Source organism: Sporolactobacillus sp. CQH2019, from assembly GCF_028765345.1.
In the GTDB taxonomy this organism is placed as follows: Bacteria; Bacillota; Bacilli; order Bacillales; family Sporolactobacillaceae; genus Sporolactobacillus.
Genome location: NZ_JARAJZ010000013.1, coordinates 13,337 through 28,210, shown reverse-complemented (window position 1 = coordinate 28,210; position 14,874 = coordinate 13,337). Strand labels below are relative to the sequence as shown.

The window sequence follows — 14,874 nt, the reverse complement described above, 5'->3', positions numbered from 1 at the left end:
CATCCTCTTTTTTATATTATATTAAGCCCGGCATGGTGATGGAATTCAAAACTCGAGGATGAAATTTGATTTAGTTAATGCATAATAAAATGACCTTTACTTTACATCCTTACATGGACATCCCCTAAAGAGATGCAAGATAAAAATTTACGGATTTCTGAGGCTTCGGCAAAACCGTTAGTGGGGCCGGAGCGGCGCATGGTGAGGACTCATAGCCGACATTTTACCGGCCCAGACGACCGGGCGTACATGGATTCATAGCTCCTTTTTATCATTTAAGCAGGCAATAACATAAGGCGTATGAGCGGATGCGGTGACACCTTGGCAAAGGTGTCACCCTTTGTGCACCGGAAAATGTTGTAAAAATCTAATAAGCCGCAGCAAAGTGCTGCAGCTTAACATGTCATTTAATCTTGTGCGGATTTTTATGATTCACGCAGCCAGGTCTTAGCGAGCAAAAGTGCACCTTTGGCGGCATTCGTATCCGCCAGGTCGTTGAGCATGACAAAATCATGAATAATACCTTGAAAACGAACGGCCGTCACCCGGACACCCGCTTCTCTGAGTTTATTAGCATAGGCTTCCCCTTCATCCCGAAGAACGTCGGCTTCGCCTGTAATAATCAGCGCTTCAGGGAGCCCCTTTAGTTGCTCAATCGTTGCCCTTAGCGGTGAAGCAGTGACTTCCGATCGTGCGTTTGCATCCGTTGTGTACTGATCCCAGAACCATTGCATCCCGTCACGGCGGAGGAAATAACCTGTGGCAAATTCTTTATATGATTCCGTATCAAACGAAGCATCGGTCACCGGATAGAACAGCAGCTGTTTCTGGATCGAAGCGCCGCCCCGCTGTTTTGCCATTAATGTGATCGCTGCACTCATATTTCCGCCCACACTGTCTCCGGCAACGGTAATCCTCTGAGCATTCAAACGATAGTCATGGCCGTTTGCCACAATCCAGTCTAATGCTGTATAGATTTCTTCAAGGGCTATCGGGTATCTGGCTTCCGGCGAGAGACTGTAATTCGTGAAAACAACAGCCGAATGCGAGCCGACAGCGAGTTCACGAATCAGACGATCATGGGTATGCGCGCTGCCGAATACCCAGCCGGCGCCGTGCGTATAAAGGATCACCGGCAGCGTCTCATCAGCATATTGCGGCCGCACGATGCGAATTGATACTTCTCCTTTAGGCCCGCCTTCAATCTTCAGATCTTCAATATCAGCAGGCAATTTTTTGACAAATCCGGATTGCACCTGCTCAACGGCTTCCCGCCCTTTTTCCGGACTCAAATCAAACAGATACGGCGGATTGGCTGTCGCCTCGACAAACTTTTGCGCTTCCTGCTCAAGAATCGGTTGGGTCATCTTTTTTGACTGCCTCATTGGAATCAATCTCCTTTTTGATTTTGATGGCTGTGATAAAATCAGAAAACCTCAGACAGGAAAACCAGCCTGGCCGCTTACAGATTCCGCTTGCCGGATTCCTGACTTGGACACGGAGCCCGACCCGCGGCCCTAACTGCTGACCAACCTGTTGATCCATTAGAGACTGACCTGCCGGACAGAATATATCCCCTCGAAACACCGATTATCAGATTAAAGATTTTATAGCCTGCAAGGCCCCTTCGTAATTCGGATGATTGGTCATTTCTTTGACGTATTCGACATAGCGGATAATGTCATTCTCATCAATTATGAAAATCGAACGCATATCCAATTGCAGTTCTTTAATCAGCACGCCGTAGGCACGGCCGAACTCACGGAACTTGTAATCGGTCAGCGTGACCACTTTATCAATGCCGGCAACGGTGCAGAAGCGATCCTGAGCAAACGGCAAGTCCACTGATATCGTCAGAACGGCCACGCGGTCGCCCAGTTTTGCCGCTTCTTCATTAAACCGACGTGTTTGAGCATCACAGACTTTGGTATCCAATGAAGGGACGACGGAAACAAGTTTGACTTTGCCACTGAAATCCTTAAGGCCCACTTCTGTAAACAGGTCTTTATTTACTTTGAAATCCGGCGCATGATCACCCGCCTTCAATTCGGGTCCAATTAATGTGATCGGATTTCCTTCGATTGTTGCTGCCCCTGTACGTTCTTCTGCCATACGAAACGCCTCCCATAATGAAATAGTTATACAGATTTTTTAAACAACAAGCCGACAACATTAATTTCCGGCAGTCACCTCCTTAAAGGATATAGATTGTTTAAAATTATATTGTGAACAATATATATGGCTAAAAATTTTATTTATTAACGAGCTGTACAAAATTATGAAGACAGCTTTTTATGACGGGCTGTTTCGCAAGATGGCCCTGGTCAGTCCCTTGATCGTTTCGTTCAGTTCCTTTATTTCTTCTGCGGACTTGCCGCTCGATTCAAGCAGCGATAATGGAATGCAGGCGGCTTTTTCCCGCAGCGCGCTGCCTGTGTCCGTCAGTTTTACATTGACAACTCTTTCATCTTCTTTTGAGCGTTCCCGAATGATCAAATGATTCATTTCCATTCGTTTCAAAAGCGGTGTCAATGTTCCCGAGTCTAAATCGAGAGCCATGCCCAGGCCCTTGACGGTGCTCTCATCTTTTTCCCACAAAACAAGTAAAACAAGATACTGCGGGTACGTGATGCCCATGGTTTTCAATTGTGGGTGATACATTCTCAGAATGGCCCGCGAGCAAGCGTATAAAGAGAAACAGAGATGATCCTGCAAATAAAAAACTTTATCCAACTTAATCCCTCATTACATATTTAGCAGTTATTTAATTTCGTTAAATTAAATTGTTCACAATAAGATTATAAACAATAGCAATGTCCATTGTCAATTATTTTACGCTTAAGCCCGGATACCATGAACATAGATTTATGTGTATTGGTCATGAATTCACAAAAATAACCGGATCAAAAGTTTGAAAAAGTGTCTCAATAGATGCCTCCGGCGGCCCAGCAATGAAAGCACTGCATTTTTTTACTTCATCCGCATCAGCAGGTAAATAAAATAGGGGGCACCGAGAATCGATAGGACAATTCCGACAGGCAGTTCCATCGGGGCGATGATGACTCTTGCGACTGTATCGGAGAGGAGCAGGATGCAGGCGCCAAGGAGAGCGGCCAATGGCAGGACGTATTCATAGTTCGGTCCCGTGAGCCTGCGGGCGATATGAGGGGCAATCAGGCCTAAAAAAGTCACGCCGCCCCCGACAGCTACACAAGATCCGGCCAGTCCGACCGCCATTATGAGAAGTTTCATCCGTTCTTTTTCAAGGGATACGCCGAGACCCACCACGATCGATTCATCGAGGTGCATTAAATTCATATAACGGACTTTATATATGGCCAGCGGAATCAGAACAATCAGCCAGATAAAAGTGATCCGTACATAATCCCAGTTTGTTGCCCAAATACTGCCTGAAATCCAGGTCAGGGTTTTCGTAAAATCCTGAGGGTCCATTTTCATTTGCAGAACCGTTGTACCTGCCGAAAAAGCAGCATTCAATCCAATTCCTGTTAAAATGAGGCGGGCCGGCGTTATGCTGCCGTTTGTTCTCGCAATCCCGTAAATCAGTATTGCCGCCAGGCAGGCACCGGCTAACGCGGTGAACGGCATGACAAAAATGGAGAGCGTTCCTGCCAGAAAGCTTGTTCCATTAAAGAAGAATATGTACAGCACAACAGCAAAGCCGGCCCCTGCATTTATTCCGATAATGCCGGGATCGGCAAGCGGATTTTTTGAAACACTTTGCAGAATGGCACCGGAGACAGACATTCCGGCTCCAATCAGGATTGAAAGCACAATCCGCGGCAGCCGGAACTCGAAGAGGGTAATCCGCTGATTTCCGGTGTCGCTGCCGAAGAAGGCTGACAACATCTGCGATAATGGGATTTTCATGGCGCCTGTATTAAGGCTCACCGTAAACAAAATGACCAGTAAAATAAGGAGTACCGCTGCCAGGATGCTGAATCTATGCCTGTCTTTTAGATACTTTTCCATTTATAACCCGCCCCCCTCTTTCCGGGCCAGATACAGGAAGAACGGAACGCCAATTATGGCAGTAACCGCGCCAATCGGCGTTTCAAAGGGGGCATTGATCCATTTTGCCGCATCATCCGCAATAATCAATAAAAGAGCCCCGAGAATGGCCGAGCAGGGAATGATCAAGCTGTAATCCGACCCGACAAGGAACCGGGTGACATGCGGGATGATCAATCCGACAAAACCAACCATGCCTGCAAGGAATACGGCCGCCCCGGTAAGCAAAAGAACGGCGGTCATCCCGGCAATATAAACAAATACAGTGTTCTGACCAAGGCCTTTTGCGATGTCATGACCGAGGCTTAAAAGGGTAATCGAACGTGAGATGACCAGTGCCAGCAAGAGACCGGCTATCATGGCGGGAATGACATATTTTAACTGGCTTAATTGAACACCGGCAACGCCGCCTGCATACCAGTAGCTTAAATCCTTCGAAATATTGAAACGCAATCCGATAGCTGTTGATAAAGCACTAAGCAAAGAAGTTATTGCTGCCCCGGCCAGGGCCAATTTTACAGCGATATTCCCGCCCTTTGCCGCCGCGGCAATGGTAAAAACGAGAACAGTCCCCAGACCTGCTCCGGCAAATGATACGAGTATGAGGCCCTGATAAGAAATGCCCGGGAAAAAGGCAAAGGCAATGGCCATGAAAAAAAGTGACCCTGACGTTACTCCCAGGATAGAGGGGGAGGCGAGCGGGTTTCGCGTGATCCCCTGCATGATTGCGCCGGAAACGGCCAGCCCCGCCCCAACAAAAGCAGCAGCAACCGCCCGCGGCAGCCGAAGTTCATGAATGATGACCTGTGCCGGGTTATCTGCGTTATAAAAAAACAGGCTTTTCCAAACGGTTGTGTAGCTTACATTTGATGCACCCAGATGTATCGAACCTGCTACTGCCAGGATGATGAAGATCCACCCGAAACCGAGGATGAAATAAGCCGATTTCTTTTTATAAGGTTTATCTTTCAGGCCGTGCGTCTCATAATCTGTATGCTCATTTTCCATTTCCCGAGACCTTCTTTCCGCGCTGAACTTCTTTATGTAATCTTCCTGATGGTTTTGTGGGGCATTTTCATTTTATATTGAAAAAAACATTGACATCCTCTGTTAACTTCGTTTTAATTGATGTTGATAATCATTATCAGTAATTTTATTTAATATTTTATCATAACGATAGGGGGATGAAAATGGTTTACAATCAAAAAATAAGAAAAATTGCCCAGATATGCGGGATCGTACTTCTGTCTATTGGACTGACTGCCTGCGGAAGCAATCAGTCGGGTAATGGAAGCAGCAGCCAGTCTTCTAAAGGGCAGCAATCCCAGACACGCCAGATGACAGATGCGATGGGACATAAAGTGAATGTACCGGTACAGCCTAAACGTGTTCTTGCTTCTTACATGGAAGATTATCTCGTCGCACTCGGTGTAAAACCAGTCGCACAATGGAGCGTCAGCAACGGGATTCAGGAATATTTGCAGGATGATCTGAAAGGAGTTCCGACTATTTCTTATGACCTGCCCTTTGAAGAGGTTCAGAAGTTCAAACCGGATCTAATCATTATGAATTCCGCTAGTATGGTCGAAGGCGGGAAATATGAGCAGTATAGCCAGATCGCCCCGACCTATGTAGCAAGCAAGGAACAAAACAATGACTGGAGAAAAGAACTGCGGGCAGTCGGAAAAGTTCTGAATAAAGAAGCGAAAGCCGGGCAGGTGCTGGCAGATTATGAAAAAACGGCCAAAAAAGCAAAAGAAAAACTGGCGGAGAACGGGAGAACACCTTCTGCCGCCGCAATTTGGCTTGTTAATAATAAATTCTTCATCGTATCCCAAAATGTATCGAGCGGTACTGTCCTTTACAATGACCTCGGTTTGAAAGTTCCGGATGTCGTAAAAGAAATCTCTGCAAAAGCGGTAAGCAACTGGAATGCCATTTCGCTTGAGAAATTGACGGAATTGGATGCAGACTATATTTTCCTTATAAACAGTGATAAAAACAGTGCGACTGAGCTGGATAGTGCATTATGGAAGAACATTCCGGCCGTCAAAAAGCATCACGTGGCTGAATTCTCCGCAAATTCCAGCTGGCTTTACACCGGAACGATTGCCAATCAAGAGATAATCAGAGATGTGCTGAAAACGATTGATAAATAATGAAATGAGGAGAATCTCTTATCGAGTATTTTACTAAGGAGGCCCTTTTCTTGAAAAATTATTTCTCTGGAGAGCCTCATCAGATCGAAAGTAGATTCAGCATTGGCATTCGCTTGATTGCTAAATATTGAACAGGTTTAACCGGCTCATACCCGATTCCGCCGCTTTACGGGTTAGGTTAAAAATCTATTTCATTAGAAACATTGATTCATAGGAGGATCCGTAATGCCAGAGCTTTGTGCAGAAAACTTACATGTCGCCTATGGAGATATAAAAGTGATCAAAAATTTAAGTTTAAATATACTTAGCGGAAAAATCACAGCGATTATCGGGCCGAACGGATGCGGCAAGTCGACTTTGCTGAAAGTAATGGCGCGTCTTCTTCTTCCGAAAGACGGATCGGTTTATCTGGACGGAAAAGAAATAGCAAAAGAACCGACGAAAAAAATTGCCCGAAAACTGGCGATCCTGCCTCAGTCGCCTGATGTCCCGGACGGGCTGACTGTCTCTGAACTTGTTTCCTACGGAAGGTACCCGCATCAGAAACGGTTCGGAAAGCTGAACCATGAGGACTGGAGGGCAATTGAGCGCGCGCTCGGCATCACCGGAATGGAAGGACTGAAAGATCGGCCTGTAGATGCGCTCTCAGGCGGACAGAGGCAGCGGGTATGGATCGCACTTGCTTTGGCGCAGGATACGGAAATGATTTTACTGGATGAACCGACAACCTTCCTGGACCTGTCCTATCAGCTGGAAGTGCTGGAACTGCTGCAGAAACTGAATCGGACAGAGCATCGTACCATCGTGATGGTGATTCATGATTTAAACCAGGCAGCGCGTTTTGCGGATCACATGGTTGCCATGAAGGACGGCGAAATCTATAGTCAGGGAAGTCCTGAAACCGTCATCACGGCAGACATGATGCGTGATGTCTTTCGGCTTGACGTCCAAATCACGCTGGATCCGAAGTACGGGCGGCCGGTTTTCCTGTCCTATGATTTAATTAAACCGCACAAAGAAATGCACACAAGAATGGCATAGTCTGATTTTTTTTATGATCAAGACAGTAACCCGATGGAAGGGTTACTGGTCTTTTATTGACCGAAAGCCGCGCATTTCTATGTCATTACAGGAGGGGTCTGAAGTTGGAGAATGAACGATATGATGTAACGATCATTGGCGGCGGGCCGATCGGTTTATTTACAGCCTTTTACAGTGGCATGCGGAATTTAAAAACAAAAGTATTGGAAAGCAGCGGCGGACTGGGCGGCAAAATCACGATGTTTTACCCGGAAAAAAAGCTCCGGGATATTGGCGGAATCCGCGAAATAACAGGCAGAAGGCTTGTCCGCGAACTGATCGGACAGGCGGGGACTTTTTCACCGACGATTCTCTGCAAGCAACATATATCGGATCTGGGGCGGCGTGCAGATGGGGTATTCAGATTGAAAACGGAAACCGGCAATATTCACCTTACAAAAACCATTATCCTGACGGTCGGGGCGGGAATTTTTAAGCCTATTAAGCTGGGCATTGCCGGTGCAGAACGCTTTGAATCGGGCAATCTTCATTATACTGTCCATGAGCTGGAGCCGTTCAGAAACAAACGTGTGGTTATCTCGGGAGGCGGAAATACGGCCGTGGATTGGGCCGTTGAACTGGCATCCATTGCCCAAAGCGTTGCCGTTGTCCATAGGCGCGAAGAATTCAGCGGACATGAGCGGCAGGCAGAGCGGATGAAACAGATGGCGGATGTCTATACGCCTTACTGTATGACAGAGCTGATCGGGAATGATAACACGATTAAGCGTGTTGCCATTAAACATTCCGATACCGGTGAAGTAAAATGGCTTGAAGCCGATGAAGTCGTTGTGAGTCATGGCATTCGCGGCGATTACGGGGGAATATCAAAATGGGGTCTTGAAATGGCAGATGAGCGGATTCAAGTAAACGGAGCAATGGAAACCAATATCCCCGGGATTTATGCAGCCGGCGATGCCGCGATTTATCCGCATAAATTAAAATTAATTGCCGGAGGATTTGCAGAAGGTCCGGTTGCTTTAAACAGCGCTGTCCGCTTTATGTTCCCGGATGCAGGGCCAATGGCCATGTATTCCACTCATCATCAAGCCTTTTTGAAATAGAAAATGTTCCGGATTTTCGGCCGGAGCATCATCCAATTTGTTCATGAAAAAAATGTTGCTGCACTTCATGCGTTTTATAAGTTCAAATAACGCCCTGATCATACGGTGGGCGTTATTTGCTGTTTGCCGCTGCTCACATAATGCGGTGCGCGGATTATAGAATTCCTGCTATATTATTACCTGCTAGATTATTATATGGATGGATTCCATCCGTTTGACAAATGTGACCTGTAAAATCATCGGCTTGATTACAGGACCCGATCAAAACATAAACTCAACGACCAGCAAAAGAATGAGCAGGTAAGTCAGGACATAGACGATATAGCCGAAAAGGTAGCCATGTTGTATATAAGACACAAATCTGACTTTTTTTCTGATCGCATAAAAGATTTTCTCGTAGGGACTGATGCTCAGGACCTGCCGCGCACGCGTCCATACATGAATTGACTGAGGCACCGGCAAATGGCCGTTTTGTTCCTGCCGAATGAATTTAAAACTCAGCAGATCGCTGAACAGCATGCGATAGATATTGCTGTATGCCGTAGCTGAATATTTGCCCGGTCTGCTGTAACCTGTCTGCCCGCCCTGCCATGTCCGAACCCGCCTGGTCTTGTACGGCCGCCCGGCTGTTTTAATTAAAGCCCAGGCGATCAATCCGAAAAGGATAAATCCACATAACAGATAAGTGGGAGCAATGCTCGCTATGTCTCCTGAAGCCGGTTCGAGCGTTGTTCCCGGAACCGGAAGCTGGTGAAGCAGCCGTCCCCCCAGCTTAGGCAGCAGATCGCCGGGAGCAACGTGCTGAAAAACATTCGGCATAATGCTTTGAATCGCACCATGAAAATATCCGTTTTCCATGGGAGCCAGGAAATTGAGAAACAGTGTCGGAAGAAATCCGAGAAGGGCGGAAAGACAGGCGAACAGCGTCAGCGCAGCCTTCGTGAGAAGAGGCATCCTTGGGCCCGCTTTCCGCCTGGTATGTGGCTCCGCGGATCCGAATGTATAGACATAGGCTCTTAAAAAAGCAGTCAATGCCAGTGCCGATCCTAATGCCAATAAAATTAAGGAGATACTGGCCATCACTTTTTCCACCGGCGAGACAACATTGTGAATCTGGAACAGGCCCTGCAGTCCCATCCATTCGGCAGTAAATCCACTGAATGGGGCGACTGTGGCTAAAGACAGACAGGCGACCAGAAAGGTCCAGTTGACGGTCGCCGGTATACGCCGGATCAATCCCTTCAGCTGATCCAGATTCGTCGTTCCCGCTGTGTTTTCAATCTCCTCGACGTCCAGAAAAGCCAGCGCCTTGGCCAGGCCGTGAGAGAGCATCAGGATCAGCAGCGCGGTGAAAGAAACGGCGGCAAAATCTGTATCTCCGTGATTGGTATACAAAATCACCAGGCCCAGATCAAGAAGCATAAAGCTGGTATTTTCTATACTGCTATATCCAAGAATATGCCTGAGATTGCGCAGAATGGTCGCATATAAAGCACCGAGGAAAACACCGATGCTGCCGACCAGCAGCATGGCTGCCCCCATTCCATCAGGGATGTGCCCGGCGAACCAGCTGAAATAAACACGCAGAATGCCGAAAATACCCAGATTGACGAGACTGCCCGCCAGCAGAGCCCCAAGATTGCCCGGGACGACCAGATAAGCACGGGGAAGCCAGAATTGAACGGGAATAATGCCTGCTTTGACGCCAAATCCGATGAAAGCCAAGATGGCGACTGTCAATCTGATTCCCGGTGAACAAGTTTGCAGATTTGCAGCAATGTCATTAAAAGTCATCGACAGATGCGCATGGCTCGGTAATAACAGGGCAATGACAAGGGCCAGAAAACCAATCTCACTCGTTACAATCGTTAGCAAGGCACTTCTGCGTGTTTTACTGTTCAGATGATCGGTCAGAACGTAGCAAAAGGCCATCAGCGACATACCTTCCCATGCAATGAGCATGGGAAGAGCGTTCGAGCTGACGATCAGAATATTGGTGAAAAAATATTGCAGGCCAACCGATGCCAGCGCCCATGTCCGGTAACCGACTCTGCGCTTTTTAACATAAGCAACATTATAAATCGCCACCAAAAATCCAATGACACCCATTAACGTGATGAAAAAGGCTCCCAGTCCGTCAAGGCGCCAGAACCAATGTCCGAAAGGAATAATTTGTCCCCATTCACCCAGGCGCTCATCATTCCCTGAAAGAAGACATTTTACGCCGATGACTGTATCAAGCAGACAGAGCAGGGCGACCAGGAACCAGCCGAAAACAAGCCCGCGGTTTTTAATCCATACAGTCCAAAAAATGCCGGTCAGTAAAAAACAAAGAGTTACGATCCAAAATAACAGTGTCATCGCCGGCTGCCCTCCCTTTGTTTATTCACCGCGATGATCAGCCCGTTAATCAGCGCAAAGGGATTGGGCGGACACCCTGGTATTTCCACATCGACAGGCAGAAAATCCTTTACACGGCCGGCGAATCGCGGGCTGCTTTGAAATAGTCCGCCGTTTATCGCACAGACACCCGATGCAATCACAAGCCGTGGCCGAGGCATCGCTTCGTACGTTTCAATTAAGATATTCTTCATGGCCTTTGTTACTATGCCGGTGACCAGCAGGACATCCGCATGCCTGGGAGAATCTGTGAAGAAAATACCCAGGCGATGAAAATTGTAATAGGGATTAGACAAGGACAAAATCTCCGATTCACAGGCATTGCAGGAGCCCGCATCAATATGACGGATATAAAGCGATTTTCTGAGCAGCCTTCTGATCTTCTTCTCAGTCAGCAATGTCCTCAGATCAGGATTTTCAGCTGACGAATCGGTTATATCCGCCGCGTCCAGCGCACCGCAGGTATCTTTAGTCCAGTGGGCATATTTGTCAATATACTCATCTCTGCTCCGCGGGTAGGATTCGGTCGATCTTCCGCTTCTGAGGCCGTCCCGGAGCCATTTTGCAAACATGGATCATTCATTCCCTTCTGATTTTTAACGATCGCAACTTGCGACACTCAAGGCAAAGCTCGTTTCAATAATCGGAAAATCAGTCTGAATATTCCCATTGGCTGCGGCAAGACCGAATATCGGCCAATTGCACCCTGAAGCCGAGCGGACATTCCAAAAACTGATCTTTCGATCGCTGTCAATATGAACGAGATGATTGGTTCGGCCTCTTGGGGATTCCACAATTCCCAGGCCCCATTTCTCAGGACTGATCCGATCGTCATCCTGCCATTTTTCCAGACCCCACTCCGGATCTTCCAGAAAGGCCAGCATCAATCGAACAAACTCCAGGGATTGTTTCCATTCATCGACACGTACCTTATAACGCCCGAGGGCATCTCCTTCATTTCTTAAATCGGTCATCAGTTGAAGACTGCCCAGATTAAGGGATTTTTGTGAGTAATCGAAACGGGCATCATGAAAAATACCGGATGCACGGGCAACCGGCCCGACCACGTCAAATTCTCTCACCCATTTAAGATCTGTTTTCCCCGTGCCCTGCAGCCTGTCGATAAAGGTAGAGGTACGACTTAAATCAAAGGTAAATCGATTGAATCTCCGGGCAATATCATCCAATTTTTTTTGGCAAAGTTCTGCATGAATTTTCCAATCAATAGTCGAGGGTCTGCCGATATGAACGGTTCCTCTCAGGAAACGTGATCCCGATAAATCAGCGTTGATTCGCAACAGTTCCTCTTTAATTCTGGCCATCTGCGCCTGTCCGACGCTCATTCCCGTCGCGCCTGCCAGCTGGCCGATATCATGCGCATGATTATACAGCCGCTCAAGTTCTCCGAGCAGCAGCCGCTCCTGAACGGTCCGTACAGAAACATCAATTTCTGCCGCTTGTTCCGCCGCTGCGGCAAAAGCCGCTGCATGAGCCACCGTTGAAGTGCCGCCGATCCGTTCAGCAAGCTGCAGAGCCTGTTCCGGAGCCATCCCTTTCGCGAGATCCTCAATCGCTCGATGCTTGTAGAACAATTGACTGTCCAAAAACATAATTTGCTCGCCCAGCAGATCAAACATATAGACGATCGATTCCATCACGTCGCCCCGAACCGGACCGAGCGGCATGTGAAAAGTTCCTGACCCATGCGCGACTCCCTCCGGCAAAGCTTTTTCAGGATAAAGGAGCGGTCTGGATTTAGGCCGGCCGGTCATCTCTATTCCCGTCCTGTCCGTTATCTCCCTTTCCAACCACAGAGCTGCGGGCCAGATAGTTCCTAAAGAATGAATGGAAGGGTCCTTGCCGGAAATAACTGTTTTTAGCCACTCCACTTTGCCTTCTTCATTCCCGGTCAGTGCGACCAGCGACCAGCCCTCATGATTTTCTCTAACTGCCGTATAGTGAAGGAGCTGTTTCATCTCGCGCTTTTCTAATATTCTTGCGATAAATCTGTTATTCTCGAGAACGATAAAATCTTCTTTCTTAGCCAATCTGTTCACACCTCCTCATTTGCCCATATACAGTAGCTGCTGCAAAACCATTGGAATAGCCGTACCCATCACTAATGAACCGATAAGATGCAGAAGCGGAGGAAATACCGTCCGCCAGGTAAACCGAGCTTTCCCGACTATCGGTGTATTTGGACGGCCGAACACCATCTTGAGTGCGTATCTGAGAAAATTAGCAAACAATATGGCCAAAAGAATTACAAGGACCACTGCCATCCAGATAAGGCCTTCATGCAGTGCACTGAGTATAATAATGAATTCACTTAGGAATAAACCGAAAGGCGGTGCCCCGGCAATCGCCAGCATCAGCAGAACAAGGAGCAGACCGGACCATTTCATTTGAAATAAAATGCCTCTTGCCTTTCTGATTTCCGTACTTTGATACTGGATCAGCAGGTTGCCGGAAAGGAAAAAAAGGCCGGGTTTGATGAGTGCATGGTTCAGCATCTGCAGCAGGGCGCCGTATACGCCGAACGTCCCCAGAGTATAGCCAAAAGCAATCAGCCCCATATTTTCAATACTGGAATAGGCAAACAGCCTTTTAAAGTCTTTTTGAACGCCCGTCATCGCTATGGCAACCAGAACGGTCAGAATTCCCGTCCAGCGGAGAAGGAAAGCAGCGAAGGATATCTGCCCATTAGCGGATAAAATATCATAGAAACGCAAGATCCCATAAAGAGCGATATTGATCTTAATCCCGGACAGCATCGCGCTGACCGGCGACGGGGCCATGCTGTGCGCATCGGGAAGCCAGGAGTGCAGAGGAACCAGCCCGGCTTTAATCCCATAGCCTGCAACAATCAATGCAAATCCCAATTTTAAATTCAGGGGAGGGATGCTGTGGCCGGCCGCCATCAGAGCCTGCCAGGATAACGATGATCCGAGACCGGCAGGCCTTCCCATCAGGATAATGACCGTTCCGGCCAGTGCCAGCCCACCGCCGATCTCCATCATGATCAAATATTTCCAGGTTGCTTCAAATGTTCCGGTCGTATTTTCATAATCGACTAAAAAAACGGAGGCCAGAGAAGTTCCTTCAATGCATACCCAAAGAAGAATGACATTATGAACGATCGGCGTCCATAATAGAAAAAAGTAAAAGAGCATGATGAGCAAGAAAAAGCGCATGTGTTTCCGATTTGTCAGCTGATATTTATCCGCCGACAGGTTTAGGTATCCCGACGCATACACGACAGAGGTCAGCCCGACGATCGTTACAATCATGAGAACGACAAGGCTCAGGCGATCAAACTGGTTGATTTCAAGCCATACCCCTTTTGCGGTTATCCATGCACCTGATTTAAATACAATAAGGACCAGCGCCACAAAAAGTGTTGCAAGAAAAGCGGCAATTTCCCGCGCTTTTGTCCATGGCAAAAGCGTCAACAGGATTCCTGCAGCCGGAATCATAAAGAGCAGTAGCTCAAGCACGCCATTCATCCTTTCAAATTCGTTAATTGTTTGACAGAACGTACTTTTGTACGTCTTTCAATCGATTTGACCAGTATGACCATACAGACAGCCGACCAAAGTATGATCAGATAGATCAGAATTTCAAAAAACAAGGGAAGACGGTTCAAAAAATAAATAACCATGAGATCTCCGGCAGCATCTACGGACAAAATACCGAAGACCTGTTTGCTCGGATCATGCTTGAGCAGAACAATGCTGATGCCCAGGAGCAATACACTGACGGCGGTTCCAATGAAGTCTCCTGTCCCGCGTCCCATCATGAATCCGAAAATGGCGAGGAAAGCATAGAGAGGGACGGCTTTCCGGACATCGATTAAGTCGCTGGTTACTCGGTCATGCCACCAGCTTTTTTTCAGAAACGAATAAATCAGAATCGGAATGGCGATCAACCGGATGATCAGCAGAGCGCTCCATCCGATAAAAGCACCGGACTCGCCGGTCTGGAAAATTTGATAGAGATAAAGAACCAGCAGGCTGACCACTTGCAGAATATAACCAGTCATCGCCAGCCGGGTTTCACGGACAACGCCGATCCATACCGTGAATAAAATCAAGGCCACATTGACCCATGATGGAATTAAATCCATTCCGCTGTTTCCT

General features: G+C 47.6%; 13 protein-coding genes. 3 read left to right on the top strand and 10 right to left on the bottom strand.

All coding sequences use genetic code 11. The features are described 5' to 3' along the window. Window positions 1–425 precede the first annotated feature (425 nt). The 5 genes from OYT88_RS16590 to OYT88_RS16570 all read right to left on the bottom strand — a co-directional run bounded on the left by OYT88_RS16590 (window position 426) and on the right by OYT88_RS16570 (window position 5,040). Complete coding sequence (locus OYT88_RS16590) at window positions 426–1,385, bottom strand: alpha/beta hydrolase (RefSeq protein ID WP_274401469.1); 960 nt, start codon at window positions 1,383–1,385, stop codon at window positions 426–428. A 208-nt stretch (window positions 1,386–1,593) separates the two neighbouring features. After that, entirely contained in the window at window positions 1,594–2,112 is a 519-nt protein-coding gene (gene tpx / locus OYT88_RS16585) for a thiol peroxidase (RefSeq protein ID WP_274401468.1), read from the bottom strand. A gap of 180 nt (window positions 2,113–2,292) precedes the next feature. Further along, window positions 2,293–2,733, bottom strand: a complete 441-nt coding sequence (locus OYT88_RS16580; protein ID WP_274401467.1) for a MarR family winged helix-turn-helix transcriptional regulator — start codon at window positions 2,731–2,733, stop codon at window positions 2,293–2,295. Window positions 2,734–2,970: 237 nt separating this feature from the next. Further along, complete coding sequence (locus OYT88_RS16575) at window positions 2,971–3,993, bottom strand: FecCD family ABC transporter permease (RefSeq protein WP_274401466.1); 1,023 nt, start codon at window positions 3,991–3,993, stop codon at window positions 2,971–2,973. Continuing rightward, a complete protein-coding gene (locus OYT88_RS16570) occupies window positions 3,994–5,040 on the bottom strand; it encodes a FecCD family ABC transporter permease (protein WP_274401465.1) in 1,047 nt (348 codons plus the stop codon). 182 nt (window positions 5,041–5,222) lie between these two features. Between OYT88_RS16570 and OYT88_RS16565 the strand changes: the two genes are divergently transcribed. The 3 genes from OYT88_RS16565 to OYT88_RS16555 all read left to right on the top strand — a co-directional run bounded on the left by OYT88_RS16565 (window position 5,223) and on the right by OYT88_RS16555 (window position 8,335). Next, complete coding sequence (locus OYT88_RS16565; RefSeq protein ID WP_274401464.1) at window positions 5,223–6,191, top strand: ABC transporter substrate-binding protein; 969 nt, start codon at window positions 5,223–5,225, stop codon at window positions 6,189–6,191. A 225-nt stretch (window positions 6,192–6,416) separates the two neighbouring features. After that, entirely contained in the window at window positions 6,417–7,232 is an 816-nt protein-coding gene (locus OYT88_RS16560) for an ABC transporter ATP-binding protein (protein ID WP_274401463.1), read from the top strand. Between the two features lie 98 nt (window positions 7,233–7,330). Beyond that, window positions 7,331–8,335: an NAD(P)/FAD-dependent oxidoreductase gene (locus tag OYT88_RS16555; RefSeq protein ID WP_443217538.1), complete on the top strand. Its 1,005-nt coding sequence runs from the start codon at window positions 7,331–7,333 to the stop codon at window positions 8,333–8,335. Between the two features lie 261 nt (window positions 8,336–8,596). Here the strand turns inward: OYT88_RS16555 and OYT88_RS16550 are convergent, their stop codons facing one another. The 5 genes from OYT88_RS16550 to OYT88_RS16530 are packed head-to-tail and all read right to left on the bottom strand — an operon-like array spanning window position 8,597 to window position 14,861. Next, entirely contained in the window at window positions 8,597–10,696 is a 2,100-nt protein-coding gene (locus OYT88_RS16550; protein ID WP_274401460.1) for a proton-conducting transporter transmembrane domain-containing protein, read from the bottom strand. Then, on the bottom strand, window positions 10,693–11,307 hold the full coding sequence (locus OYT88_RS16545; protein WP_274401459.1) for an NADH-quinone oxidoreductase subunit B family protein: 615 nt from the start codon (window positions 11,305–11,307) through the stop codon (window positions 10,693–10,695). Before OYT88_RS16545 ends, OYT88_RS16550 begins: the two co-directional genes overlap by 4 nt. 24 nt (window positions 11,308–11,331) lie before the next feature. After that, on the bottom strand, window positions 11,332–12,783 hold the full coding sequence (locus OYT88_RS16540; RefSeq protein WP_274401458.1) for an NADH-quinone oxidoreductase subunit D-related protein: 1,452 nt from the start codon (window positions 12,781–12,783) through the stop codon (window positions 11,332–11,334). Window positions 12,784–12,798: 15 nt separating this feature from the next. Then, the gene (locus tag OYT88_RS16535) at window positions 12,799–14,232 is read right to left on the bottom strand and encodes a proton-conducting transporter transmembrane domain-containing protein (protein WP_274401457.1); all 1,434 of its coding nucleotides are present in this window, start codon (window positions 14,230–14,232) and stop codon (window positions 12,799–12,801) included. A gap of 5 nt (window positions 14,233–14,237) precedes the next feature. Beyond that, window positions 14,238–14,861, bottom strand: coding sequence for a hypothetical protein (locus tag OYT88_RS16530; protein ID WP_274401456.1), 624 nt, complete (start codon window positions 14,859–14,861; stop codon window positions 14,238–14,240). Window positions 14,862–14,874: the final 13 nt, after the last annotated feature.